At 38.1% G+C, this 26,949-nt stretch carries 25 protein-coding genes; 6 read left to right on the forward strand and 19 right to left on the reverse strand.

What is annotated here, in order from left to right:
* Nucleotides 1-99 precede the first annotated feature (99 nt).
* Nucleotides 100-2,595, forward strand: coding sequence for an ATP-binding protein (locus tag P0077_RS06145; RefSeq protein WP_276168254.1), 2,496 nt, complete (start codon nucleotides 100-102; stop codon nucleotides 2,593-2,595).
* Here the strand turns inward: P0077_RS06145 and P0077_RS06150 are convergent.
* The 11 genes from P0077_RS06150 to P0077_RS06200 form a co-directional block, all read right to left on the reverse strand.
* Nucleotides 2,570-3,952 carry a sigma-54-dependent transcriptional regulator gene (locus P0077_RS06150; protein WP_276168255.1) on the reverse strand — a complete coding sequence of 461 codons (1,383 nt, stop codon included), beginning with the start codon at nucleotides 3,950-3,952 and terminating at the stop codon, nucleotides 2,570-2,572. The genes P0077_RS06145 and P0077_RS06150 overlap by 26 nt on opposite strands.
* Nucleotides 3,953-4,131: 179 nt before the next feature.
* Nucleotides 4,132-4,443 (reverse strand): hypothetical protein, encoded by a 312-nt coding sequence (locus P0077_RS06155; RefSeq protein WP_276168256.1) that lies wholly within the window; start codon nucleotides 4,441-4,443, stop codon nucleotides 4,132-4,134.
* Nucleotides 4,444-4,513: 70 nt separating this feature from the next.
* On the reverse strand, nucleotides 4,514-4,825 hold the full coding sequence (locus P0077_RS06160; RefSeq protein WP_276168257.1) for a hypothetical protein: 312 nt from the start codon (nucleotides 4,823-4,825) through the stop codon (nucleotides 4,514-4,516).
* A gap of 74 nt (nucleotides 4,826-4,899) precedes the next feature.
* Complete coding sequence (locus P0077_RS06165; RefSeq protein ID WP_276168258.1) at nucleotides 4,900-5,211, reverse strand: hypothetical protein; 312 nt, start codon at nucleotides 5,209-5,211, stop codon at nucleotides 4,900-4,902.
* Nucleotides 5,212-5,891: 680 nt separating this feature from the next.
* Nucleotides 5,892-6,197: a hypothetical protein gene (locus P0077_RS06170; protein ID WP_276168259.1), complete on the reverse strand. Its 306-nt coding sequence runs from the start codon at nucleotides 6,195-6,197 to the stop codon at nucleotides 5,892-5,894.
* A gap of 368 nt (nucleotides 6,198-6,565) precedes the next feature.
* Entirely contained in the window at nucleotides 6,566-6,862 is a 297-nt protein-coding gene (locus P0077_RS06175) for a hypothetical protein (RefSeq protein WP_276168260.1), read from the reverse strand.
* Nucleotides 6,863-7,099: 237 nt separating this feature from the next.
* Nucleotides 7,100-8,635 (reverse strand): DUF4301 family protein, encoded by a 1,536-nt coding sequence (locus tag P0077_RS06180; RefSeq protein WP_276168261.1) that lies wholly within the window; start codon nucleotides 8,633-8,635, stop codon nucleotides 7,100-7,102.
* A complete protein-coding gene (locus tag P0077_RS06185; protein WP_276168262.1) occupies nucleotides 8,616-9,203 on the reverse strand; it encodes an ATP-binding protein in 588 nt (195 codons plus the stop codon). Before P0077_RS06185 ends, P0077_RS06180 begins: the two co-directional genes overlap by 20 nt.
* A complete protein-coding gene (pnuC, locus tag P0077_RS06190; protein ID WP_276168263.1) occupies nucleotides 9,158-9,796 on the reverse strand; it encodes a nicotinamide riboside transporter PnuC in 639 nt (212 codons plus the stop codon). Before pnuC ends, P0077_RS06185 begins: the two co-directional genes overlap by 46 nt.
* Complete coding sequence (locus P0077_RS06195; RefSeq protein ID WP_276168264.1) at nucleotides 9,780-10,040, reverse strand: YkoF family thiamine-binding protein; 261 nt, start codon at nucleotides 10,038-10,040, stop codon at nucleotides 9,780-9,782. The genes pnuC and P0077_RS06195 overlap by 17 nt, the downstream gene beginning before the upstream one ends.
* Nucleotides 10,041-10,107: 67 nt before the next feature.
* Nucleotides 10,108-10,740 (reverse strand): 4'-phosphopantetheinyl transferase family protein, encoded by a 633-nt coding sequence (locus tag P0077_RS06200; RefSeq protein WP_276168265.1) that lies wholly within the window; start codon nucleotides 10,738-10,740, stop codon nucleotides 10,108-10,110.
* 82 nt (nucleotides 10,741-10,822) lie between these two features.
* Between P0077_RS06200 and ahcY the strand changes: the two genes are divergently transcribed.
* Complete coding sequence (gene ahcY, locus P0077_RS06205) at nucleotides 10,823-12,139, forward strand: adenosylhomocysteinase (protein ID WP_276168266.1); 1,317 nt, start codon at nucleotides 10,823-10,825, stop codon at nucleotides 12,137-12,139.
* Nucleotides 12,140-12,279: 140 nt separating this feature from the next.
* Here ahcY and P0077_RS06210 read toward each other — a convergent pair whose 3' ends face one another.
* From P0077_RS06210 to P0077_RS06235, 6 genes are all read right to left on the reverse strand, one after another.
* The gene (locus tag P0077_RS06210; RefSeq protein WP_276168267.1) at nucleotides 12,280-13,296 is read right to left on the reverse strand and encodes a phytase; all 1,017 of its coding nucleotides are present in this window, start codon (nucleotides 13,294-13,296) and stop codon (nucleotides 12,280-12,282) included.
* Between the two features lie 58 nt (nucleotides 13,297-13,354).
* The gene (locus P0077_RS06215) at nucleotides 13,355-16,219 is read right to left on the reverse strand and encodes a TonB-dependent receptor (RefSeq protein WP_276168268.1); all 2,865 of its coding nucleotides are present in this window, start codon (nucleotides 16,217-16,219) and stop codon (nucleotides 13,355-13,357) included.
* A 154-nt stretch (nucleotides 16,220-16,373) separates the two neighbouring features.
* A complete protein-coding gene (locus tag P0077_RS06220) occupies nucleotides 16,374-17,951 on the reverse strand; it encodes a tetratricopeptide repeat protein (RefSeq protein WP_276168269.1) in 1,578 nt (525 codons plus the stop codon).
* A gap of 141 nt (nucleotides 17,952-18,092) precedes the next feature.
* The gene (gene rpmA, locus P0077_RS06225; protein ID WP_099544685.1) at nucleotides 18,093-18,353 is read right to left on the reverse strand and encodes a 50S ribosomal protein L27; all 261 of its coding nucleotides are present in this window, start codon (nucleotides 18,351-18,353) and stop codon (nucleotides 18,093-18,095) included.
* 79 nt (nucleotides 18,354-18,432) lie between these two features.
* Nucleotides 18,433-19,077, reverse strand: coding sequence for a 50S ribosomal protein L21 (gene rplU / locus P0077_RS06230; RefSeq protein ID WP_194524991.1), 645 nt, complete (start codon nucleotides 19,075-19,077; stop codon nucleotides 18,433-18,435).
* Nucleotides 19,078-19,261: 184 nt separating this feature from the next.
* Nucleotides 19,262-19,726 carry a DUF4199 domain-containing protein gene (locus P0077_RS06235; RefSeq protein ID WP_276168270.1) on the reverse strand — a complete coding sequence of 155 codons (465 nt, stop codon included), beginning with the start codon at nucleotides 19,724-19,726 and terminating at the stop codon, nucleotides 19,262-19,264.
* A gap of 167 nt (nucleotides 19,727-19,893) precedes the next feature.
* Here P0077_RS06235 and P0077_RS06240 point away from each other — a divergent pair, with 167 nt between their 5' ends.
* Both P0077_RS06240 and P0077_RS06245 read left to right on the forward strand, forming a co-directional pair.
* Nucleotides 19,894-21,216: a M16 family metallopeptidase gene (locus P0077_RS06240; protein ID WP_276168271.1), complete on the forward strand. Its 1,323-nt coding sequence runs from the start codon at nucleotides 19,894-19,896 to the stop codon at nucleotides 21,214-21,216.
* Nucleotides 21,217-21,253: 37 nt separating this feature from the next.
* Complete coding sequence (locus tag P0077_RS06245) at nucleotides 21,254-23,323, forward strand: M16 family metallopeptidase (protein WP_276168272.1); 2,070 nt, start codon at nucleotides 21,254-21,256, stop codon at nucleotides 23,321-23,323.
* Between the two features lie 40 nt (nucleotides 23,324-23,363).
* Here the strand turns inward: P0077_RS06245 and P0077_RS06250 are convergent, their stop codons facing one another.
* Nucleotides 23,364-24,263, reverse strand: a complete 900-nt coding sequence (locus tag P0077_RS06250) for a DMT family transporter (RefSeq protein ID WP_276168273.1) — start codon at nucleotides 24,261-24,263, stop codon at nucleotides 23,364-23,366.
* Nucleotides 24,264-24,564: 301 nt separating this feature from the next.
* Here P0077_RS06250 and P0077_RS06255 point away from each other — a divergent pair, with 301 nt between their 5' ends.
* Together P0077_RS06255 and P0077_RS06260 are read left to right on the forward strand one after the other, a co-directional pair.
* On the forward strand, nucleotides 24,565-24,978 hold the full coding sequence (locus P0077_RS06255; RefSeq protein WP_276168274.1) for a hypothetical protein: 414 nt from the start codon (nucleotides 24,565-24,567) through the stop codon (nucleotides 24,976-24,978).
* A 111-nt stretch (nucleotides 24,979-25,089) separates the two neighbouring features.
* Nucleotides 25,090-25,503, forward strand: a complete 414-nt coding sequence (locus P0077_RS06260; protein WP_276168275.1) for a hypothetical protein — start codon at nucleotides 25,090-25,092, stop codon at nucleotides 25,501-25,503.
* Between the two features lie 24 nt (nucleotides 25,504-25,527).
* Here P0077_RS06260 and P0077_RS06265 read toward each other — a convergent pair whose 3' ends face one another.
* Entirely contained in the window at nucleotides 25,528-26,781 is a 1,254-nt protein-coding gene (locus tag P0077_RS06265) for an NAD(P)/FAD-dependent oxidoreductase (RefSeq protein WP_276168276.1), read from the reverse strand.
* Between the last annotated feature and the right edge of the window lie 168 nt (nucleotides 26,782-26,949).

Genomic DNA, 26,949 nt, shown 5'->3' on the forward strand with positions numbered 1-26,949 from the left:
ACACACACTTATTGAGGTTTTATGTTTCATTTGAGGCAATAATTAACGCTTATTTATAAACCCTACGCCCTTTATATACGTATTTTTAGAAACACTTTTGTGCAATACACGAATATGGTAAACGCTTCTAAAAAATCTAAAAACAAGTTCACCTTAAAGATTGTTACCAGCTATTTAATTTTAGCCCTATTGGCAGCAGGTGTTGGCTATTTTGTTTACACGGAAATACAAACCTATATCTCTACAGAAACTGCAGATATCAATGACGAAAAATTACTTCGTACAAGCTCATTGATGACCAATCTTTACGAAGCCGAAAGCTTATCTAAACTAGCTTTGCAAAGCAACATTAAAAGTAATTTTGATTCTTACGCCCTAAAAATTGATTCCATACAAGTGGAAATTGACACCCTAAAAAAGCTAATGTTGGGCGAGGAGCAAAAAAACTTACTGGACAGCCTGCAGGTATTATTGGGTGAAAAGGTCAATAACAACAACGAATTACGCAAATTAAAAGTGAAAAGTAATTCCGCAAATTCACTAGATAAAGCCCTTAAGGAATTTGAAAAAATTGAAGAATCATTCGGCAAATTTTCCGCTGAAAACCTGTTTACGGATTTTGACCAATTATCACCAAAAGTCCAAAATTCGTTACGGGACTATGCCACTCTAATCAATAAAAATGCCCCAAATTCTGGTGACAATACGCAAAATGCAGCTTACGTAGATTCCATTTTAAATGTTTCAAAAGCTATGCTAAGAAGGGCAAAACTGGCAGATACCAGATCGCAGCGCTCCTTGGCCCAAAAAGAAATTGAGGTAAACCGCAATGACCTTGAGCTGTCTCGTCAGCTACAAAATATAATTGCCGCTTTTGAAAAAGAAATTATCTCCAGTAGTTATAACACCAGTATTGTTAAACGAGAAACCCTGAAAAGAACCACACGAATTGCCGGAATAGCAGCCCTTTTAGGCTTTATTATAGTTGGAATATTTTCGTTCTTGATTACAAGGGATTACTGGAAAGTACAAACCTACAGGGTACGATTGGAGAAAGAGAAAAAATTCTCAGAGTCGCTTTTAAAAAGTCGAGAACAGTTAATATCAACTGTAAGCCATGACCTTCGTACGCCCTTAAATACCATTAGCGGTTATTCTGAACTGCTAGAAAGCACAGAACTATCCCGCAAACAAAATGGATATGTAAAGAAGGTAAAATCGGCTTCGGAGTATGTAGGTAATTTAGTAAACGACCTCTTGGACTTCTCCAAACTGGAAGCCGGAAAACTTAAAATTGAGAACGTACCGTTTATTCCTGCTCATCTTATCCAAGAAACGGCTGAAAATTTACAAGCCTTACATGTTAACAAAGGATTGAAGTTGGTGCTAGAAATAGCACCGCAACTACAACAAACTGTATTGGGCGATCCTTTTAGAATTCGCCAAATACTGACCAACCTTATGGGCAACGCCTTTAAGTTTACGGAGGAAGGCGAGATTAGAATAACCGCCACTGCCCCAAAAGAGAAAGACAACGCTATTTCTGCTAAAATTCAGGTATCGGATACTGGAATTGGTATCGCCAAAGAAAAGCAGCATCTAATTTTTAAAGAGTTCACACAAGCGGATAATGATACGGACAAAAAATTTGGCGGGCACGGTTTAGGTCTTACCATTTCAAAAAAACTTGCGGAACTTCTTAAAGGAAGGCTCACCCTTGAAAGTAAATTAGGCTCCGGAAGCACCTTTACCTTACAACTACCGCTAGAGGTTACGGAGGCCATAGAAAAGCCTAGTAAAGAGATGCCTTATATGGCGCCAAAGCTACGTATGCTCATTATAGACGATGACACGGCTCTTTTACATATGCTACGTGAACTTGCGGAAAGTATGGGTATTACAGCGCATACCTTTACTAATTTTCTCTCCATTGAAAAAGATTCACACTTGGCATATGACATAGTTCTCACAGATATTCAAATGCCACAAGTAACCGGTTTTGAGGTTCTCAAAAAATTACAATCCGGAGATTACAAACATTACAACACGCAGCCCATAGTAGCTATGACCGGAAGAAGGGATTTAGGGCCGGATGCTTATATAGGTGTGGGGTTTTCACAAGTATTGCAAAAGCCTTTTTCTAAAGGTGAGCTAATCGCAACCTTAAAATTACTAGGCATAACCACACAAAAAGAACAACCCAAAGAAGAAAAAACGAAAATAGCGGAAGAAGAACCAAAATTGTACAATCTTAACATTATCCATTCCTTTTTGGGAACGAATGAAGATGCTATACAAGATGTTTTGCGAACATTTTTAAGCGATACGGAAACCAATATGAAGCTTCTTGAAGAAACCGTCACAGCTAAGGATTACCCACAAGTAAACCAAGTTGCCCACCGCATGTTACCCATGTTTAGACAGCTTAAGGTCGAAAACTGTGTATCTATATTAGAAAAAATGGAGCTAGGCACGCCGGAGAATTTTGACCCGGATATGCTACTCAATTCGCTAAAAGTCTTGAAACACCATGTTAAAGAACTAGTAACGGAATTGGAAGAGCGCTTGGCTATAAGTCCAGATTATAATGGTTGATTTTGTTATACAGTGTTTTTCTTGTCACCTGAAGTAATTTTGCCGCTTTGGATTTATTGAAATTAGTCTTCTTTAAGGCTTTAATAATTCGGTCTTTCTCAAATTCCGATTTGGAAAAGTTCTCAACCTTAGTCTCTTTTTCCTGTGGTTGAAGCACCTCTCTCGGCAAGGCATCCATTTGGACCTCATCTCCCATGGTGAGCAAAACGGCACGTTTTACCACATTCTGTAGTTCCCGTAAATTACCCGGCCAATGGTACTGCTGAAAAGCTCCCCAAACCTCAGATGAAAATCCGTCTACATTTTTATCCAAACTTGCATTTGCCTTGTTCAAAAAGTTCTCTGCAAAAAGCATTAAATCTTCAAATCTATCTTCCAAAGATGGAATCTGAATAGAAAATTCGTTCAATCGATGAAAAAGGTCTTCCCTGAAAGTTCCTTTTTCCACGGCTTCGGTCAAATCTTCATTGGTAGCGGTAATGATGCGTAAATCAACATCAATCTCCTTAGTGCTACCCACACGTTTTACTTTTCGCTCTTGGAGGGCACGAAGTAACTGTATTTGGTTTTCATAAGAGAGATTACCTACTTCGTCCAAAAACAGAGTCCCCTTATTGGCGGCTTCAAAATTTCCGATTTTATCTTCTACGGCACCTGTAAAACTTCCTTTAATGTGACCGAAAAATTCACTAGTTGCCAGCTCTTTGGGAATTGCACCACAGTCTACCGCTATAAAATTGAAGTCTTTTCGTTTACTGTTGTTGTGAATAGCCCTAGCTGTCACTTCCTTACCCGTGCCACTTTCGCCGGTAATTAAAACGGACATATCCGTTGGCGCTACTAATTTTATATAATCCTCTAGTTTTTTGGATGCATCACTAACACCTTTGACTATAGTATTTGCGTCTGTTTTTGATGGGACCGACTTTGTGTTTTTTTTCTGTAGATTGTTATTGGAGACCTGTTCTGCAGCAGGTATTGCTTGAGATGTAGCAACTTCTACCTTTAAAGCATTATCCAAGATCATTACAATTTCATCTGGAGTAAAAGGCTTTGAAATATAGTCAAACGCCCCTTTTTTCATAGCGTTCACGGCTGTACCCACTTCGGCATAGCCCGTCATGACTATTACTTGTGTTTTGGGACTTACCTGTTTTATATCGGTCAACAATTGTATACCGTCATAATCGGGCAAGCGTAAGTCAGTCAAAATCAAATCGAATTTAGTTTTTCCGATTTTTTCTTTGGCATCTGGGGCAGCAAAGCTGGTCTCTACTTGGTAACCGTGTCTTGTCAAAAACTTTTGGAGCATCTGACAAAATGCGGCATCATCTTCAATGATTAAAAGGTTTGGCATAAAAGCAATCTAGTGTTCCGTATCTATGTACGTAAAAATAACACAAGAAAGCTCTTTCTCTTCTAAATTTATCATAAAAGATAATTTTAAAAAAGAGGTCAAACGCAAAAAAGGAACCGTTATAGAACGGTTCCTTTCTCAAAATTGGTTCGGAATTTCTTCCGACAATTTAACACTTCTTATTGCTCAATAGCGTTACCTTCTTCATCAACGATAAGTGCTCCTGAAGTACCATCTTCTAAAGAAACTTCCAATTTGTACTGGTTAGCTTCGTTTTTATGGGCCTTATTGATCGTTGCGCCTGGGTAGTTAGTTTCTACCATTGTAGTTACCGCTTCCGGAACTTCTTCTACGGCTACTTCTGAAAAAGCATCCTGATCTTGAGCTACGGTTTCAGTTGCTGCATCAACAGCTTCTGTTGCTTGCTCTTCTTGAGCAAATGCAGTTAAACTTCCTAATGCGAATACTGATGTTATGAATAATTTTTTCATGATATTATATTTTATATATGTGAATGATTAATAATGTTCTTGTAATTTGGGGGAAATCCTAAGCGAATTCTTATTGCTCTATAGCGTTACCTTCTTCATCAACGATAAGTGCTCCTGAAGTACCATCTTCTAAAGAAACTTCCAATTTGTACTGGTTAGCTTCGTTTTTATGGGCCTTATTGATCGTTGCGCCTGGGTAGTTCGTTTCTACCATTGTAGTTACCGCTTCCGGAACTTCTTCTAAAGCTACTTCTGAAAAAGCATCTTGTTCTTGAGCTACGGTTTCAGTTGCCGCATCAACAGCTTCTGTTGCTTGCTCCTCTTGAGCAAATGCAGTTAAACTTCCTAATGCGAATACTGATGTGATAAATAATTTTTTCATAATGTTCTATTTTTATATATGTATATAATTAATGGTAATGTAATTGTGTTTTGAGAGAACTCTTAAGTGAATTCTTATTGGGTGATAGCGTTACCTTCTTCATCAACAATAAGCGCTCCTGAAGTACCATCTTCTAAAGAAACTTCCAATTTGTACTGGTTAGCTTCGTTTTTATGAGCTTTGTTGATCGTTGCGCCTGGGTAGTTAGTTTCTACCATTGTAGTTACCGCTTCCGGAACCTCTTCTAAAGCTACTTCTGAAAAAGCATCCTGATCTTGAGCTACGGTTTCAGTTGCCGCATCAACAGCTTCTGTTGCTTGCTCCTCTTGAGCAAATGCAGTTAAACTTCCTAATGCGAATACTGATGTGATAAATAATTTTTTCATGTTATAAAGGTTTTATGTTTACTACTAATTGATTTCCCTTTGTATATAGAAAATATGATACCAATATTCAACTCCCAAATCAATCAACTATAAATCAACTACTTACAAATAAACCTGATTTTAAAAAGTGTGTATTAGTGTGAAATTCTATTTTATTTGGGTAATAATTTCACAGATATCACTTTACACAATACAATTCTGAGTTTTAAAATCGGAACCCATCCTTACACTCTCTCATCTCCCTTATTATACAGATGAACTGTATTTCTACAAATGAAAAAATCCGGTCGAATATATTCGCCGGAACGTGGTTCTTTTTTAATAAAGCTGAGTCATATTTTTTTTACTTCCAGAGGTTCAATCTATATTAACTAATAAGCCACCTCCCTTTGAAGAAATTTGAGCTATGAGGATGAATTGATTTTAAAAAGTAATATTATTTCATCACGCCAAATTTATTGTCCCATATTATGTTTGTTAGAATGCGACACCCGTAAATCTTAAACATTCTATTCGCTTTAATACATTTCAAATCAGTTTATAGATTAAAAACAGCATACATTTCTTGCTATATGTTCTAAGTTAGTGAGAAACGTAACCTATATAAATATAGAAAGGGGCTGCAGATGCAACCCCTTTCTGACCAAACCAACTTGATACAAAACAAATAACTCAAGTTATTACATTTCAATCCAGTTACCATTTTCGTCTGCATATAAAGTACCAGCAGTACCATCTTCTAGAGATACTTCTAATTTATACTGATTTGCTTCATTTGCGTATGCTTTATCTATTGATGCAGTAGGGTAGTTTTTAGAAACCGCTGCAGTTACCGCTTCTGGTAATTCACTAGCTGCTACCTCAGAAAAATTATCTTGTGTGGCTTCTGCCTCTGTTGCTGTTGCTTCAACTGCTGTTGCTTCTTCTTGAGCAAAAGCTGAAAGACTTCCTATTGCGAAAATTGCGGTGATAAATATTTTCTTCATAATCGTTTTCTTTATTTTAAATATTCTGATTAGTGTATAGAAATAATGATACCAAAAACCGAATTGAATTGTAAATAGTTGACAAATAGTATTTTACAAATAAAAGCAAGTTTTAAAAGTGTGTAATTGTGTGTATTTATATTGATTATTGTGTAAAATATATACGAACTCGGTCTTGACACGTTCTATAGATATAGGCGAGAATTCTAAATACAACAAAACCAAGATTCCAGAGTTGCTTAGAGAATAAGAAACCGTGAGTTACTATTTTCAATTTAGATTGATTGTAGCCTAAACTCAAAAATGCCCATCCTCAAATGAGGATGGGCATTTTCTACTAACTTTTTTAACTGTAAGCTATACTAAGCTTATTTTTCAATCCAGTTACCTTCGGCATCAGCATATAATTCAGCTGTTTCACCATCTTCTTTAGCAACCTCTAACTTATACTCAGCTTCGTCGTTCATATAAGCTTGAGAAATAGTAGCTCCAGGGTGAGCAGCTTCTAAAGCATCGGAGATAGCAGCAGGTACTTCCTCAGCAGCTATTTCAGTATAGTTATCTTGAGTAGCCTCAACTTGTTCAGTTGCTACTTCTTCTACAGTTGTTTCTTCTTCTTGAGCGAAAGCAGTCATTGTACCTAAAGACAATACTGCAGCAAACATTAAATTTTTCATTTCGTGTGTATTTTAATTATTGTTATTGTTTTGATAATCACTTAATGAAGAGAGAAAATGATGCCAATCGTATGGCAAACCACACAAACCTCTGATATTCAGATATTTATTTGTAAATCACTGAATTACAGACATGTATACAGGTGTGTAAAAACAAAAAAAAGTGTGTAAAAAATACACACTTTTTGAGTAAATAATTATTTGAGTTACTAATATAGCAACCTATTATACCTGATGCGCAGGTCTTAACAAGTCGTTTACCGTCTTTACAGGATTAAAAGTAGAAGAAGGTACTTCTACAAAAATAGTATTCCAAAAAGCCATAGCACCGTTCCACAGTCCCGGAAGTTCCAGCGCTTTCAACTCCCTACCTTCTTTTGTTTTACCCGTAATAAAACCTTGTTTTACATCTACAAAGTTCATAAGATTATATTTTTCTCCTTTATAGTTCTTAACCGCACAAACCAAGTCTACAGGGTTAAAATGAGTAGCATTTTTAAGAATACTGGCCTGTTGTTCTTTATCCATATCTATTTGTGCCGACTCTATAATCTGAAGAGATATATTACCGTTTCTGTCATTAATCCAAAACGGTCCTCCACCTGGTTCCCCTTCATTTACCACCATACCACAAATACGTATAGGTCTATTGATCTTATCTTTTAAAATCTCAATCTGTTCGCCTATGCTAAATCCAGAAAAGCTATCTGAAAAACGAACATTAAGATCACTTTCTAAAAAACTTTTTATTTCATCCAGCTGATCTGCAGTAAGCTCATCCGTATCTAAGTTCTTAGCATAATTAAACGCTTTTTCCTGAGCTGTTATAAGAACACCTGCCAATACCTTTTTACTATCTGCAACCTCTGTTGCATATTTTGGCACCGTAACATTATCAATATTCTTAATAAAAATTATATCTGCATCCTGTTCATTCAAATTTTCTATTAAAGCACCATGACCACCTGGTCTAAAAAGAACGGAACCATCACTATTTCTAAAAGGTTCATTCTGCATATCTACCGCAATGTTATCCGTAGAGGGTTTTTGATTGGAGTAACTTACTTTAAAAGAGGTGTTGGTAGCCGCTGATACCCGTTCTTTTACCTCATTGAATTCCGTATTGAACATATCTCCGTGCTGCTCGCTTATCGTAAAATGCAACTCTGCCGTATCGCCTGTTTTTGCATAGACGGATGCCTCCTTTAAATGTTCCTCAAAAGGAGTGGCGGTATAATCTCCATAATTGTGAAAGGGCAACAATCCCTTAGGGTAAAAACCATAGTTTAACGCATCCTCGGACATCATCTCTTTTACAAAAAGATAAACTTCTTCATCTTTGGAAGATGTTTTACCTGCAATGCGATTTTTTACTAAATCATAGAAAGCAAAATTGGTCATACCTTCGGAGAAAGCTTTTAACGCTTTATCTCCTGTTCTCTCAAAATAGGCATCCAAGGTTTCATTTGCAGGATTATAGGCATCCAAAAAATTAAACAATGCTTTAAACATACGCGATGCAGCACCAGAGGCCGGCACAAACTTCAACAAAGACAAATCACTTTTAGAAGCATCAAACTTTTGTATTAGTGTATTTTCCTCGGCTTCGGTAAATTTTGAAAGACCTTCACCAACGGTAGCGGCCTTTTCCAATTGCACAAACGGTATACCTTCTTTGAAAGTTTCTATTTGGTCATGTACCTTTTTTTCTGAAATTCCTTTTTTGGCCAGTAAAGCCAAATCATTTTCTGTTAGTGTCATCTAATTTATTCTTCAATAGTTTATCTATATGCTTTACAGCAGTTTCTAGGCGTTCTTTTCTATTACCTTTCAATATAATAAAATTACGATCATATTTTTGGAGGGTTTCTTTAAAGTAATCGAACATTCGTTCACGTTCGTTCGGCTTATCCCTTAAATCATCGCCTACCCACGGTACATCTATATACGTAAGCAAATACAAATCATAATGATTATTTAATGCATGCTTCTCCAAAGCAGGATCACAATAACCCAAATAATACGCTTCTGAATATACCTTGGTCTCTAACAAATCCGTATCACAAATAAGAACTTCGGAAGCTTTTTTAGCCAATTGGTTCTCTATTTTCATCTGTCCCGCTGCAATAGGTAAGAGATCTTTGGGTTCGCACGTCTTTCGTTCGTTGTTCCATTTGTCCTGTAGATATTCCCTAGCGTACTCCGGTACCCAAACTGTATTGTAATACCGTGCCAACTGATCTGAAAGCGTAGTCTTACCCGTAGATTCAGGACCGAACAGCACTACTTTAACAACGTCTGAGGGCTCTTGTTCAAACTTTTTTTCCATGCGAGATAACCGTAAACTGCAATAATGGTAAACAAGAAATATTGCAGGGAAGTAAATATAAGGCCTTTGTACCAATATAGAGGAACGCTAATGATATCACCAATGATCCAATAAATCCAATTTTCTAATTTCTTTTTAGCCATTAACCACATGCCCACAAAAAAGATGGCAGTAGTAAGGGTATCTATATAGGCCGTCCAATTATTGAATTTATCAAAAAACAAATACACCAAACAGACAAAAAGAACAGTACCTACAAACAATAAGAATGTCCATTTCTTTTCTTGGGACGTAGTGGTCGTAATTGGTATAAAATGGGAATCGTCTATTTTTCTCGTCCATACATACCAGCCATATATGCTCATTGAAAAATAATAGGCATTTATAAGCATATCTCCTAAAAGCCCAAAAACCAACAGGATATAGACAAAGATAGCGGTGCTGATTATACCCGTAGGAAAAACAAGAATATTCTCTTTTTTAGAAAACCAGACGCTAAGAAAACCAAAAATGACCCCAATAATTTCTAAAACAACCAAGTACGCAGCCGTGCCTTCATACTGAGCAAAAATCCAATCAAAAAAATGGTTCATACTCGCTACGGTCAGACTTTACTATTTTCATGTACAACAAACCATTATCCATTAAATCAAAGGCTTCTTTTATCTCGTTGGTCAGCACATCCATCACCTTGTCATATTCCCCATACACCTGAGTACTTAAAGGATTTTCCAGAATCATAAGACCCGAGGCACGAAGTTTTTTAATAAAGTTGATGATAAGCTCCTCAAAATCATCCTGCAAAGGAGAAAAAGTAAGTTCTACCGATATATCCATTCTCTTTGATTATTATGTTCAACACATATACAATTGACCGTGAGCCTCTGATCTGAGATAATAGCGCTCAGCTTTTTAAGGCGTACACACAGGTAAAACCTTCAAACTCCATAAACCGTATCTGATAACTTGATAAATCACCATGGTATAAAATTTCGGCAGTGGTAGCGGCACTATCAAAAGTAAAGTCCGCTACATCTATATGGTGTATAAAACTTAAGCCTTGTTGGGCATATATTTTATATAGGGCTTCTTTACTCCCCCAAACGATAGTCAGTTTTCTAATTAACGCATCCGTATTGGCAATGGTCCGGTATTCTTCAATTGGGGTAAACTTATGGGCAATACGCAGTATTTTCTCCCTTTGCATTTCAATATCAATGCCCACTTCATGTTTGGCACTTACAATAATGCCCGTAAAGTGATTGGAATGCGTAATGCTTATTTTTTTTCCATCCTTCAAATGTGGTTTTCCAAATTCGTCATAAAACAAATCGGCATCCACATAACCGGCCTCTGCCATTAAATGCCTGATGCTCAAGAAACCCCTGCGATGAAGCTCGGATTTCATGCCATCCATTCGGTTTTGGCAATGTTGGGTCAGGTCAATTCCTTCCGAAAGTTCCTGTTCTGATTCGGTAACCTTCCAAATAAACACCTTTGTGTCTTTATTTACCTTTACTATCTTATAAAGAGGCATATGGTTCTATACGTTTTTCTTAACTTTGCAACCACAAATAGCTGTATAGCTAATATAACGAAAGTAAAAAATAAAAAAGAATATGGATACCAAAACTGTTTCTTATGTACCTTATAAGGTAAAAGATATTTCTTTGGCGGATTGGGGACGAAAGGAAATTGAACTTGCAGAAGCCGAAATGCCTGGTCTTATGGCATTACGTGAAGAATATGGAAAAGAGCAGCCTTTAAAAGGTGCCCGCATTGCCGGATGTCTTCATATGACCATTCAAACAGCCGTTCTTATTGAAACCTTGGTAGCCTTGGGTGCCGATGTTACTTGGAGCTCCTGTAATATATTCTCTACCCAAGATCACGCTGCCGCTGCAATTGCCGCTGCAGGGATACCGGTTTACGCTTGGAAAGGTCTTACCGAAGAAGAATTTAACTGGTGTATTGAACAAACTTTATTCTTTGGAGAAGAGCGTGAGCCATTAAACATGATTTTAGATGATGGTGGCGACCTTACCAATATGGTATTGGACGACTATCCTGAACTGGCAGATGCCATTAAAGGACTTTCCGAAGAAACAACAACTGGTGTTCACCGTTTGTACGAACGTATGAAAAACGGCACATTGCCAATGCCTGCCATTAACGTAAACGATTCGGTTACAAAATCTAAATTCGATAATAAATACGGATGTCGCGAAAGTGCTGTTGATGCTATTCGCCGTGCTACCGATACTATGCTTGCTGGTAAAAAAGTTGTAGTAGCCGGTTACGGAGATGTTGGTAAAGGTACCGCTGCTTCTTTTAGAGGAGCTGGATCAATCGTTACCGTTACTGAAATTGACCCAATTTGTGCGCTTCAAGCCTGTATGGACGGTTTTGAAGTTAAAAAACTGGAAACCGTTGTGGGTACTGCAGATGTTGTTATCACTACCACCGGTAATAAGGACATCATTCGCCCAGAGCATTTTGAAGCGATGAAAGACAAAGTTATTGTTTGTAATATTGGCCATTTCGATAATGAAATTGATATGACTTGGTTGAACAATACTCACGGAGCTTCTAAAGATGAAATTAAACCACAAGTAGACAAATATACTATTGACGGTAAAGATATCATTGTTTTAGCAGAAGGTCGTTTAGTGAACTTAGGTTGTGCTACCGGTCACCCAAGTTTTGTTATGAGTAATTCATTTACAAACCAAACCTTGGCACAGATAGAGCTTTGGAAAAACAGCGACAATTACAAAAACGAAGTATATATGCTACCAAAGCATTTAGATGAAAAAGTAGCTGCTTTGCACCTATCCCGTTTAGGAGCTGAGCTTACAGAACTTAAGCAAGAACAAGCCGAATATATAGGTGTAACTGTAGAAGGTCCGTTTAAGCCGGAGTATTACAGGTATTAGGCCTTCGCTTGCGCTCAGTCCTAATTCATGATAGAACTGCGCTTAGTCCTGATTTTACAGGCTGTTCACAAGCCTCGTATAAAATTCAAAACCTCACAGTAGACTGTGAGGTTTTTTTATAAGTCAAATTTTAATAAGGTTTATTCCATTCCTAACTTTCCCAAATCATAGAAGTAGAAATTCTTTTCATCGTTCATAGCAACGAAGAGACCGTTCTTAAAAGTCGCGTTCAACGGTACTGTTACAACCTCGCAGCCATCGGTTTCCAATGTCGAAAGATTAACAGCTTTGATAAACGCGTTCGTTTTTCTTGAATAAATATTGAACTGTCCCTTTTGTTGGTCAGACACAATTATATACCCTTCTCCATTGGTGTAGCTTGCTATGGCAATACCTTCAATATCACTTTTAAAATCATCGCCGCCAAAACAGCTGAGTTCTTCATTGCCCATTTCTGGCTCCGCATAGTATTTTCGTATGCAATGCTGTTCATCCGAATAATAAACAAAACCAAGTTCACTATCAACGGCTATGGCTTCTATTTCCTTTTTTCCACTGAATTTTCCGAATTCTCGAACCAATTCAATCTCTACGCTCCCATTTTGTTTAACTACCAACTTATATTGATGTAAATACCCTTCGGCAGGCCCTACTTTACGCCCTACAATGGCATACATACTTTCATCCTTAGGTGATTTATACAAGCTAATACCCATGGGGAGTTTCATTTCAGGGTCTTTCTCATCAATGAAAACAGGAAAACCGCCGTTATCCAAAGGTGTCATATCCGGCACTGAAAATAAGCGAATCTGACTTCGCTCACGTTCGGCAAACATTAAAACATCAACGGTAGTAGAGTCGTTTATAACCAAACCATAGGCCACATCAATATTATTGGGCCGTTGTATGTTTCTAATCGTTTTTTCCTCAATGATTTTACCGTCGAGGTCAAACGCGTAAATAGCACCGTTCGTTTCCTTATCCGTACCAAATACTATACTCTTTGATGCATCTGAGGGATTGACCCAAATAGCGGGATCGTCCGTGTCATTTATTGTTTTCTCGGTAATTATATTGGGAGCTATAGCCGGCAGCTTGCTGGTCTTACATGACTGGATAACCAACAGAATGATAAAAAGGGATAGTAATTTTTTCATGAATAGTATGTTATTGACATTTTAGGCAACGCCTTAAAGTGATGTTTTTATTAAATATTTACTTTTTAAAAAGGTCATATTTGAGGCCAAATGTCAATCGCCTACCATAAAATTCAACCTGCTGCGTACGGTCTTTTACACTCTGAAAATAACGAAGTGGCTGATTGGTTATATTATTTAAATCCGCATATACACTCAAGCTATTGGTAATCTTAAAACTTGCATTAAAATCTAAGAAAAGTTGAGTATCATAATATCGGTCTTCAAATTCATTACCCCCTAGCTCATCAATATAAGAATCGGAAAAATTAGAAGACAAACGGGCGGAGAATTTCTGGTCATTATAGCCTAACGACGCATTAAATGTATTGGGAGTCGTATTTGGCAAATCTACATCTTCGCGGTCTTCACCGTCTTCATTCTTTATACCATCCGCAGTAGAGGATATGAAAGTATAATTTAGATAAAGGCTAAAATTACGAGCAAATCCAGGCAGAAAATCCAATTGCCGTTGAAAAGCGAACTCAGCCCCAAAAATACGCGCACCATCACCGTTCAGAGGTTGAAAAATCTCAAACCCTTCAGTATCTTCCCCATAAAAATCATCTGTAGCCTCATCCCTGGAGAGGTATATAAAATTATCTATATTCTTATAGAAAAGCCCGCCAGACAGAATACCTACACTTTGGAAATAATGCTCCGCCATTAGGTCAAAATTCATAGATGTAGTCGCCTCCAAATCTGGATTTCCCAAATAGATTTCCTCATCGCCAGAAACAACATCTAGAGAGGGCACCAAGTCTTCATAATTTGGCCTAGCCAAAGTATTTGTCCATGCAAAACGTAGAATGGTCTCATCGTTAAGATTATATTTTAGATGAAGACCAGGCATAAAATTGGTGTATGAACTTTCCTCTTTTAATTCACCTATTAGATCTTCTTCATCAATAATACTGTTACCCACGGCCGTTACCTTTGTAGTCTCTAAACGGAGACCAAAGAGAAGATTCAATTTATCCGTGATTTTTTGGTTGGTCATCGCATAAGCGGCATAAACATTTTCATCTACATTGAAATTCGCCCGTAAAAACTCGTCCGGTACAGATTCACCGTTTACCAAGTTCAAGCCCCCAAGCCATTCTTCATCAGCGAAAGGTCCTGCCAAATACTGGCTGCCAGCAAGGAAGTCGGAATCAGAAAGGTCTCGGACGGTCACATCTGCCAAGGTGGGGAAATCATCTTCCAAGTCATACTCAAAAAAATCATTATCTCTTAGCTTTGTTTTAATTCTAGCCCTACCTCCAAACTTTATGGAACCATCTCCATTACCAAAAAAATCAGAAGGTATTTCAAAATTCACAAACACATTAAAATCCTCTTCTTTGGTATATTGGTTTTCTTCAGTAACCTCATCATATTCAAAGTTTGACAAAGCAGCATCATTATTATTAACGGCAGTCATGAGCGGGTACCTAGAATTGGTATTATCATTGATAACTTCATATTCGTTGGCAAAAACGATATATCTCTCATTCAAACGTTCTTCGGAAGCCTTTGCAAAAGAAGTCATCCAATCCATTTTTAGGGCACCCCATAAATGGTTACCACCTAGACTGTAATTTTGCATTCGCTGGTCTTCCAAACGTCTATTTTTATTTCGGTTACTATCAATACCACCTTTTGTTTCTCTGGTAATTTCCGCTGGAAAACGGGTCAAACTACCATTGTTAACCATAAAATCTCCCAACTCAATATCTTCTCCATCCAATATTTCACTCTGCAATGCAAATCGGTTTTCACGATCATCGCGCCAGTTATAAATGGTTTTAAGAAAAATGGAATTGTTGGCATCAAAACGGTAGTCAAAATTAGCCGAAACACTGCGCCTAATACGTTGTACCAAATATTCCCGTTGCTCAAAAACACTCGTGTAAGGATCAACATCCACTTCCTCTAAAATTGGCTCTCCTTCACCGTCATCTTCACCTGTGTAGTATTCAAATTCATCAGACCACTCGGCTTCTACGTTATCTGACCCGAAGTCATTGTCGTTGTATGACGCGCTCGCCATCCATCCGAATTTACCATTAGTGCTTCTGTCTCCTATTAGAAAAGAGCCATTAATGATAGCTTTATCCGTAATGAAATTAATACCTGAACCCAATGTAGACGAAAGTCTAAACCCTTGTGGAGAAGTTCTAGTCACAAGATTTACCGAACCACCAAGGGCATCCGCATCCATATCTGGAGTAACCGCTTTACTCACTTCTATACTCTGAATCATATCTGCGGGAATCAAATCCATCTGCACGTTTCTGTTATCGCCTTCGGCTGATGGCACACGACTACCATTTAAGGAAACCGAATTTAACTGAGGAGACAGTCCGCGTACAATTATATTTCTAGCTTCCCCTTGATCCACTTGCATGGTTATTCCCGGAATACGTTTTACAGCATCACCAATATTAGCATCCGGAAACTTTCCGATTTGATCAGTGGCAACCACGTTGGTTATATTCATATTGGTCTTTTGGGTGTTCAGCGCTCTGGATTGACTTCCTAGACCGTACCCTCTTACTTCCACTCCGTCTAACTCTAAAGTTTTTGGAGTTATAAAAATGGAAACCGATGTTGTTTCCTTTTCCTTTACGGAAACCTCTTGTGAAATATCTGCGTAACCTAAATATGAAATGCTCAAAGTGTAATTCCCGGCCGGAATACCTACTAAAGAAAAGCGACCATCAAAGTCCGAGATAGCACCTTTATTAAGCGTGGTTATAATGACATTGGCCCCTGGAACGTTAATTCCGTTTTCATCGGAAATTGTCCCCTCTACATTACCCTGCTGAGCAGATAAGGCCGTACTAAAGCAGGCAACAAACAGCAATAAAGCTAAAAATTTGAATGCGTTTCTATAATTCATTTTGATTGGTTTTATACCTCCAAAAATATGTATATCAATCACATAGAGCGTTTCATAAAAGGAAACAAATAGGCAACATTAAAAGAAACGAGGGAAACAAGAAGGCAACATTAATATTAAGTTTACCTTGAACTTACCTAGCCGAAACACCTATCTAAAAACCCGTTAAAAAAGTGCTCAATTCTTCTTTTGCTCCTATAGGCAGTTTTTTACGCAAACGATATCTGGACACACGAACACTATCTGGTGTAAGCCGTAAAATTGCAGCAATTTCTTTAGAGGATAAATTCAATCGTAGCAAAACACTTAAACGCAATTCTGCAGGTGACAACGAACATAACGCCTTAGTATTGAGCAGTTCAATATACTCTGGATGAATCTCATTGAAAAAAGCCATAAACTCATCCCATTCATGCTCTTGCGATAAATTAAAATCGATTTCCTTGATCACCGTATTCAATTTCCTTTTTAAATCTACGTTGGATCGCACCAGGCTGTTTCTCAAAGTTTGAGAAAGGTCCGAAAGCATTTTATTCTTTTGGGCCAAGTGCAAGCTGTACCGCGATAATGCTGAGTTTTTTAGATGTACTTCTTTCTGTAAATTCGCTTCCTCGGTCTTCTTATTTTCTAACTCTACCTCTAGAATACGCTTTTCATAACTGGCCAGTTTTTGACCTTCCTTGCGTTTTCTTCGCAAAAACAAAAACCAGACAAAACCAATTACAGCCAATGCAACTAATGCACATACCAACACATACTTTTGAGCATCATCTATTTCGCCTTCGTGCAAGAGCTCCTTTATTTTCGCCTCCTTTTCTTTGGTATCATAAATTACCTGTAACGCACTAGCCTGATTAGCCCTATACCGTGCTTTATTTAGCTCGTCAATTTCTAAAAAGGTCAATAATTCTTGGTAAGCTCGGTCTTCATTGCCTATGAAATGGTATGTTTTTGACAAATCTTTATGAGCACTCGCCAGCTCCTCCGCATCATTGATCTGCTGGGCTATATGCAAAGACTGTTGGGTAAAATGCAGCCCCCTTTCAAACTCCCCCGTTTTCCTATAAACATCGCCCAAGTTATTCAAGATATTGGCTTGTGCCTTATCCGGTGTAGTATGGTACTTCAAAGCTGTTTCAAAATAACTGCGTGCTAATCCAAAATCTTCCAAATCTTCATAAATACTCCCAATGTTTTCGTTTACTAGAGAAACTCCATCTATATCGTCTAACTTCAAATACAGCTTAAGACTCTCTTTTTGATAATCTAGAGCTTTATCATAGTCGCCTTCTTTTTCGTAACAGGCACCCAAGTTACTTTTAGCTAAGGCAACTGCAGTATGGGCCTCTATTTTCTTTGCTTCTTGGATACACTTGTCAAAATGGATTATTGCAGATTCATAGTTCTTTAGCTCCATATGAATGGCTCCCAGGCGATTGATAAGATTTACATATAAGGTATCGGGACCCTTCTTTTCCAATAAGATGATAGCCTTATTAAATTGATCTAAAGCCTCTGTATAGACCCCCGTTTTTTGACAGAAATAACCCAATTCTGCGCGTGCGAGTGCTATATTTTTGGTGTTCCCCGTTTCTTTCTCCGCTTTAAGCTTTTGATTTAAGTCGGCATAGGTAGCATTAATAATGACTTGACCTGAATATTGACACAGGGACAAAAAAGGAATAATTAGAAAACCTAAAAGAAAGAGTATAGTTCTGATTTTGTGACTCATAACAAGCAAAAGAATTTTGCAAGTTACTATGCTAACCTTGTAATTATATTACCTAAACATTAACTTAACGTATAAATAAAGCACAAAAAAACCCTCTCCAATAAAATTGGAAAGGGTTTATATACGATTAAGAAAAGCTTCTTAAGCCTCGAACGGCTCTATGGAAACATAAGATTTTCCACCAGCTTTCTTTTCAAACTTTACTAGTCCGTCTACACGGGCATGCAATGTATGATCTTTACCGGCATACACATTCTCACCTGGATTGTGTTTTGTACCACGTTGTCTAACGATGATATTTCCGGCAATAGCGGCTTGGCCACCAAAAATCTTAACGCCAAGACGTTTCGATTCCGATTCCCTACCGTTTTTAGAACTACCTACACCTTTTTTGTGTGCCATGATATTAGGTTTTTAAAAGTGCTTCCGTTAGTAAACTTCAGGTTGCACAATATTTGATTATACTTTAAGGCGTTAGCGATTACGCTTTACCACCATCTAATTCGTCTTGCCATTTCTTTAACTCATCCCACTTACCTTCAGCAGCTAATTTAGCTTGTGCAGGCCATGTGTCAGTTACGTGATTACCACGAACATCTGCAATGATTTCAGAAATTTTAGCAGCATCTGCTTTTGCCAATTCAGCAAATGTAGAAATACCTGCAGCAATCAAAGTCTCGGCAATTTTTGGTCCGATACCTTCAACTTTTTTCAAATCATCTGCTTTTGCTGCTTTTTTAGGAGCGGCCTTTGGTGCTGCTTCTTTTTTAGCAGGCTTCTCCTCTTTCTTAGGAGCAGCAGCTTTCTTACCACCTTTCGCAACGATACTCTCGATTACGATTTCGGTCAAAGCTTGACGGTGACCGTTTTTAACGCGGTACCCTTTACGTCTCTTTTTCTTGAAGACGATTACTTTGTCACCTCTTAGGTGTTTAACGACTTTAGCCTCAACAGTGGCTCCGTCTATAGCCGGGGCGCCAACAGTAACATTCGATCCGTCTGCTAAAAGAAGTACATTGTCAAAAGTTACCTTTTTACCTTCTTCAGTCTGTAAACGGTGAACATACACTTTTTGGTCTTTCGCAACTTTGAATTGCTGCCCTGCCATCTCTACGATTGCGTACATAATTGTGTATATATTAGTTTATTGTTTTCGCCTATTTTTTCAATAAGCGGAGCAAATATACGTCTAAATCGTTAACCCACAAGTGTTTTTTATATATTTTACCCTCATTTTTTGATGCCAAAGCACAAAAATAAAGCCGCAAATTATCTTTGCAGCTCCATTCGCTTTCTAATTCTGTTATTATTTAATGGTTATTTACCAATTTCCGCTTAAGATTTCGGCTTGTTTTAAACAGTTGCATGAAGGACAAAGTCAACACCAATGATGTGGCAAAGCCCATTATGGCAACGGTAAAGAAAACAATACCTTCAAAACTTTTATAATCATTGAACCAGGCCGTAGAGAGTTCCTGTAAAAAAACTCCATTAAGTTCCGTGCTATAAAACGCAAAGAAGATAGTAAACACCAATGTGGCAACAAAGCCCGTAACCAAACCCGCCGTAAAGCCAATTCCATAATTAAAACTATCCGGGTTTTTCAGTTTAAAATACTTGATAGCCTCATAGATTCCGAAACCGGTTATCACGGCATTAAAGAAACTAAAGAAAATATTAGTGTGTAAATTGAATAAAGAGAGTATCAAAAAATAAGCGATCAAGCAACCGCTAGTAGCGATTCCAAATCTAATGGGCTGTGCGAATTGTTTCATTTTATAAGTTTTTGAAATTCAATTCTTTAATTTACAAATTATTTTAAAACGATGCTATAAAAGCATGTTAATTAGAAGCAATAGAGTTAACTTTTCTTACAAAAAAGATATATTCGTGTAACAATCTTAAATGCTCTGCTACTAACTAAGCATCTAAACGCTATATCATGAAAAACAAATTACTATCTGGAGGTTTTCTCCTGCTAGCTGGGCTTTGCCTTCAAGCACAAGAAGTGACTTATGAAGAGTATGATCTTAATAATGGGCTACATGTTATTCTTCATCAAGATCCTACGGCGCCTATTGTCACAACCTCGGTTATGTACCACGTTGGTGGTAAGGACCGTACCGAGGGCCGTACCGGTTTTGCCCACTTTTTTGAACATTTGCTCTTTGAGGGAACAAAAAATATTGAACGTGGTAAATGGTTTGAAATCGTTTCTTCAAACGGTGGTAAAAATAATGCGAACACCTCTCAAGACCGCACCTACTATTACGAAGTATTCCCTTCCAACAACTTAGAATTAGGCCTTTGGCTTGAATCCGAACGGATGCTTCATCCGGTTATTGACCAAAAAGGCATAGATACGCAGCAGGAAGTGGTAAAAGAAGAAAAACGCCTTCGTTATGACAATAGGCCCTACGGCCAGCTCATTACGGTTGTGGGCGAAAACCTGTTCAAAAAACACCCCTACAAAGACCCTAACATTGGTTACATGGCAGATTTAGATGCTGCTACCCTAGAAGATGTTATCGCATATAATAAAAAATATTACTCCCCCAATAACGCTGTGCTCGTAGTTGCAGGTGATATTGATTTAACGGATACTAAAAAAATGGTTGAAGACTATTTTGGAGATATCCCCAAAGGAGAAGAAGTTTCGCGCAACTACCCCAAAGAAGACCCCATTTTGAAAGAAGTCAGAACCAAGACTTATGATGCCAACATTCAAATTCCCGCGTCTGTAATTTCATATAGAACGCCAGGTTTCAGAGAAAGAGATGCCTATGTTTTGGATATGATCTCTACCTATCTGAGCGATGGACGCAGTTCCAAACTCTACAAAAAAATGGTAGATGACCAAAAACAGGCCCTGCAAGTGGGGGCATTTAATATTGGTCAAGAAGATTACGGCATGTACTTGGTGTATGCCCTTCCCGTGGGAGAAACCAGCTTAGATGTTCTAATAACCGAAATGGAAGAAGAGATTGCCAAAGTTAGAGATAGCTTAATTTCTGAGAAAGACCACCAAAAGCTATTGAACAAGTTTGAGAACCAATTTGTAAATTCTAATTCTAGTGTAGAGGGTATTGCAAATTCTTTGGCTCGTAACTACTTACTGTATGGTGACACCGAATTAATTAATAAAGAAATTGACATCTTTAGATCTATTACCCGTGAAGAAATAATGGAAGTGGCCAACAAATACCTAAGGCCGGACCAGCGAGTAATTATAGATTACCTTCCAGAAGAGCCACAAGCCAACTAGTTAACAGCATTTTACTTCTAAAAAAAATACACTATTCATGAAAAATATATTCGCAACCCTATTCTTTCTTGCTTTTGCCTTGGTTGCAGAAGCTCAGATAGACCGTAGTCAAATGCCTGAACCAGGTCCAGCTCCGGAAATCAACCTAAAAGACCCACAAACTTTTGAACTTAGAAACGGACTTAAGGTACTTGTCGTGGAAAACCACAAACTCCCAAGAGTATCCATTCAATTGAGTATTGACAACCCTCCTGTTTTAGAAGGCAACAAAGCTGGTGTTTCGGCACTAACGGGCAGTTTACTGGGCAAAGGTTCAAAAAATATAAAAAAGGATGATTTTAATGAGGAGGTCGATTTTCTTGGTGCGCGCATCAACTTTGGTTCTACCAGTGCATATGCTTCTTCACTATCAAAATACTTCCCTAGGCTTCTTGAGTTAATGGCAGATGCAGCTATTAACCCCAACTTTACACAGGATGAATTTGACAAGGAGAAACAGAAAATAATTACCGGCCTCAAATCCGAAGAAAAAAGTGTAGCGGCTATCGCAAGTAGAGCGGGTCTGGCATTGGCATATACTAAAAAACACCCGTATGGCGAGTTCATGACCGAAGAGAGCCTAAACAAGGTATCCCTTACCGATGTCATTCAGTTTTATGAAGATTATTTTGTTCCCGCAAATGCCTATTTGGTAATTGTAGGCGATATTAAGTTTGATGATGTCCAGACATTGGTTGAAGAACAATTTACACCATGGACAAAAGCGACACCCCCTTCTTTTGGTTTCACGAAACCGTCTGATGCACTTTATACCCAAATAAACTTTATAGATGTGCCCAACGCAGTTCAATCCGAAATTACGGTAGAGAATCTGGTAGATTTACAGAAAAAAGACCCGGATTACCTCCCTGCACTTATGGCAAACGAAATTTTAGGGGGTGGCGGTGAAGGCCGTTTATTCTTGAACCTTCGGGAAGACAAAGCATATACTTACGGCTCCTATTCCCGTCTTGGCAATGATAAATATGTACCGGCCCGTTTTAGAGCTACAGCAAGCGTTAGAAATGCGGTTACCGATAGTTCTGTTGTAGAAATCCTGAAAGAGCTTGAGCGTATTCGCACGGAACCCGTAACAAAAGAAGAGCTTGAGAACACAAAAGCCAAATACACCGGTCGGTTTGTTATGGCATTGGAAGACCCTTCTACTATTGCCGATTATGCTTTGGATATTGAAACTGAAGATTTACCAAAAGATTTCTACAAGACCTATCTTGAAAAAATAAATGCCATTACTATAGAAGACGTACAACGGGCTGCTCAGAAATATATAAAGCCGAAGAACATTCGCATAGTAGTAGCCGGCAAAGGCAGTGAAGTGGTCGATAATCTTGAAAATGTAACCTATAAAGGCAGAAAAATACCCGTTCAATATTTTGATAAAAATATCAATGCTACCGAAAAGCCCGACTACAATGCCAGCGTACCTACCGATGTTACGGCAAAAACAGTCTTGAACGCCTATATTGATGCCATTGGAGGAAAAGAAAAGCTGGCAGGCGTTTCATCCTACATTCTTTTGGCCGAAGCGGAAATGCAAGGCATGAAATTGAACTTGGAAGTCAAAAAAACGAATAAAAACCAATTCATGCAAGACGTAACCGTAGCTGGAAGTTCTATGAGCAAACAAGTGTTTAATGGAGATAAAGGATATATGGTCATGCAAGGACAAAGAAAAGACATGGGCCCTGACGAAATAGCAAAGGTTAAGGACGAATCTGCCCCTTTCCCTGAATTGAACTATCTAGATGCCAATGTTTCTTTAGAGGGTATAGAAACCATTGAAGGAAAAAAAGCTTATAAACTTCAAATTTCCGATGAAAAATCAATTTTCTACGATATGGAAAGCGGACTGAAACTTCAAGAGGTAACTACTGCAGAAATGGCGGGACAGGTAATGACAAGTACCATTACCTACATGGACTACCAAGAAGTTTCCGGCATACAATTCCCATTTATATTGGCACAGACCGTAGGACCTCAACGCTTTGAATTTATAGTTTCCGAAATTAAAGTGAACGAAGGGGTTTCAGATACCGATTTTGAGTAGGATATTATTAAGTACAGTCAAATGGTTAGAAAAGCAATGTTCAGGCCTCTGTATCATTTGACTGTACTTTTTTTCTTTTATTCACCAACCACACTCCAAATAGAATTACCAAACCACCAATAAGTTGGTAACCATTTAGTGATTCGCCATCCAAAACCGCCCAAACAATAGCCACTAAAGGAATAAGATAGGTTACCGAAGCGGCAAACACAGGGCTGGACAAATGAATCAATTTATTAAAAAAGATATTAGCTATCGCGGTACCGATAACAGCCAATGCCAAAAGGTACCATAAAGACATCTGCATCATTAGGTTACCCTGTACTTTGTTAAAAAAACCGGAATACACAACAAGAATCAACGCCGGGAAAAAAGCAACTGCAAAACTAGCGGTTGTTACCGCCAACGGCCTTAAATGCGCCAAGTGCTTTTTTATAATATTAATGTTCAAGGCATACCCTAACGCCGAAATCAATATAAAAATGGCATACCAGTAATTCTGATCGGGATTAAAGTCCATTCCTGCTACAATCAACGCAATGGTCCCGGCCAAACCAATAAACACCCCTAGAATCTGTCTTTTAGTAATGATAGCACCAAATAGAAGTACACCTACAATAGTGGTCAACAAGGGCACTACCGAATTAAAAATTGAAGTCACCCCGCTATCTATTTGGGTTTGCGCCAATGCAAATAAAAATGGTGGAAAAAAAGAACTTAACATGCCCGCCAATGTAACCCATTTCCAGTCTTTAAGACTTAAAGACCGAAGGGTCTTAAAACCGAATAAAAAAAGAACCAATGATGCAAACACAATTCGTAAGCCGCCTAATTGCATTGGAGTAAGACCAATTAAAGCCTTCTTTATCAAAATAAAAGAAGAGCCCCAAACTAGAGATAAGAGTATCAGATATAGCCACTTTTTCTTATAATCGTCCAATGTGCCGCTTAATTTGTCGTGATTTTAAACCGAATAGCGAACAACCTCATGGCCAACCTAAAAGCTTCTAAAAGGAACAACCTCTAAACTTGGAGGGAACCTGGGCATATCTAATCTCGATTATCAAGTAAAGATGCGCCTTTTTTCAGTAAAATGGACTTTTTATGCTTTAGAATACCCCTTTAAAATAAACCTCATATATCAATAGCATAAAATATTCGTTTTTAAACTACGCCAATAATTAGGTTTCATGGAATTATTCTAACCGTCACAGGAGTATTATATTTGCAAAAAACATAACATGAAAAATATAGTTGTACTAATTACATTTGCCATTGCTACCCTAACTTTCTCATGCAATAACAAAGCAGATAACACTCAAATGAAAACCGTTATGGCCGTTCATGACGAGGTAATGCCAGAAATGAGCAAAATGGGCAAATTGGTAGGCGATCTTAGCGCCAAAGAAAATGATAGTACAGAGGTTGGCTTACAATACAAAGAGGCTCGAAAAGATTTACAGGCAGCCCATAAATCTATGATGGATTGGATGCAAAATTTTGGTAGTCGCTTTACTTCAGATGAGATTCTTAACGGCGCAGAACTTTCAGAAGAAAAGCAGGTTTGGCTCAATGAAGAGGAAGAAAAAGTTGAAAAATTACGCGAGCAAATAAACGAAAGCATCAAAACCGCCGAAGATTTATTACAGGAGTAACCGATTTGAAGTAATATACCGAAAAAACACAGCGTTAGCAGATAAATAAAAGCATCTACTGAGACTAAGATGTATTTTTACAAAGCATTTTAGCTTAAACGTCTTATTGCTATGAAGAATTTATTTTTAATACTGGCCACAGTTTTGGTTTTAGGAACCACTAATGCGCAAGATACCGCAACAGAACCCACCAAAATGGAAAAAGTCATGGAATCTCATGATGTGGTGATGGACAAAATGCCCACTATTTCCAAACTAATAAATCAGCTTCAGACTAAAGCGAACGCTTCCTACAAGAAGAAAAAGTACGAAGATGCCATCGCGGACCTTAAAAATGCCAACCAATCCATGAGGACATGGATGGAAAATTTTGGTAAGCGTTTTGATGCGGACGAAATGCTAAAAGGCAAAGCACTAACTCCCAAAAAACAAGAATGGCTACTTGAAGAGGAAGAAAATGTTGCTCAATTAGATGAAGAAATAGATTTAAGTATAGCCCAAGCAAACGCTGTTCTAAACAACTAAATCATACCTTATAACTTACTCCACTTAGGACTTACCATGAGCCGCCATTTCCATATCGGCAATATGGGCTACTGTTTTTACTAGTCGGTTATGGTTCTTCACGAACGGGTTGGTTTTATCCCAAACATACCCTGCCAAGACTGCACAAATCTGTTCTTTTATTACCTTGTTTTCTGTACTATGAAAGAATATAGTCTGCAGATTACCCGTATACCATTCCTTTACATACGTAGAAAATACGTCAACACCTTCTAACATATAATCTGTGTACTGTGTTTGCCAATCTACCTCTTCGCCTTTCAATTCTTTAGTAATCAGTTGGGCCGCCAAATGTGCCGACTCTACGGCAAAAGTAACACCAGAAGAAAATACGGGATCTAAGAACTCCGCACTATTTCCGGTTAAAGCAAAACCTTTACCGTACAATTGTTTTACAGATTTGGCAATGTTCTTTATCATTCGGGGCTCGTACTTATAGTCTACGCCATCAAACCTATCAAAATAATAGCTGGACAACTTCATCATTTGTTGAAGTTTCTCGGCGCTCGTGCCTTCAAAAGAATCCATATAGTCCGTTTTTCCAACAAAACCTATACTCGTATCTCCATTGGAAAACGGAATGACCCACAACCAGGTATCGGTATCTATAACATCAAAAGTAATAATGGTTCCTTCCCGACCTTCTGGCCGTTTGGTTTCTTTTACATGGGTAAAAATAGACGAATGTTCCGGAATTTCAGAAGGCTTTTCTAAATCTAATAAACGAGGTAAAACCCTACCAAAACCACTAGAATCTACAATAAATTTTGCAGCAACGGTAGATTCGTTTCCCTGGATATCTCTAATTGTAGTTATGGAAGAACCATCCTCGGAAAATTGAACAGCAGTAACCTCTTGTTCAAAAGCAATATCTACTCCCCGTGATTCAAGCTCATCTGTCAATGCCTTATCGAAATCGGCACGAGGCACTTGCCACGTCCAATCCCAACCTTCTCCATGTTTCTTGCTGAAATCAAAGTTACACACTACACCCTTATCGTTCATAAAACGGGCTCCATCCTTAACTTCAAAATTCATTGCTTTCAGGCAATCCAATAATCCTACGGCATCAAAATGATCCATACAGCGCGGTATCAAGCTCTCGCCGATAACAAATCTGGGAAACTTGCTCTTCTCCACAACCTTTACTTTTAAGCCTTGTTTATGGAGGTATGCGGAAGCTACAGAACCAGACGGCCCTGCCCCAATCACCAAAACATCAATATTTTCTTGCTGCATTTAGTTCACTTTAATGTTAACATTCAAGAAGTTGTGACACTAATAAATGTAAGGTACCTCTTATAAAGAAGTGCTTTGTGGGCTAAATTAAGACATTGATTCACTAATTATTATAAATTTGCAATCCAAAATCGCTAATTTTAGGTTATCAAGTCTTATTTACCGACG

Source organism: Zobellia alginiliquefaciens (assembly GCF_029323795.1).
Classification (GTDB): domain Bacteria; phylum Bacteroidota; class Bacteroidia; order Flavobacteriales; family Flavobacteriaceae; genus Zobellia; species Zobellia alginiliquefaciens.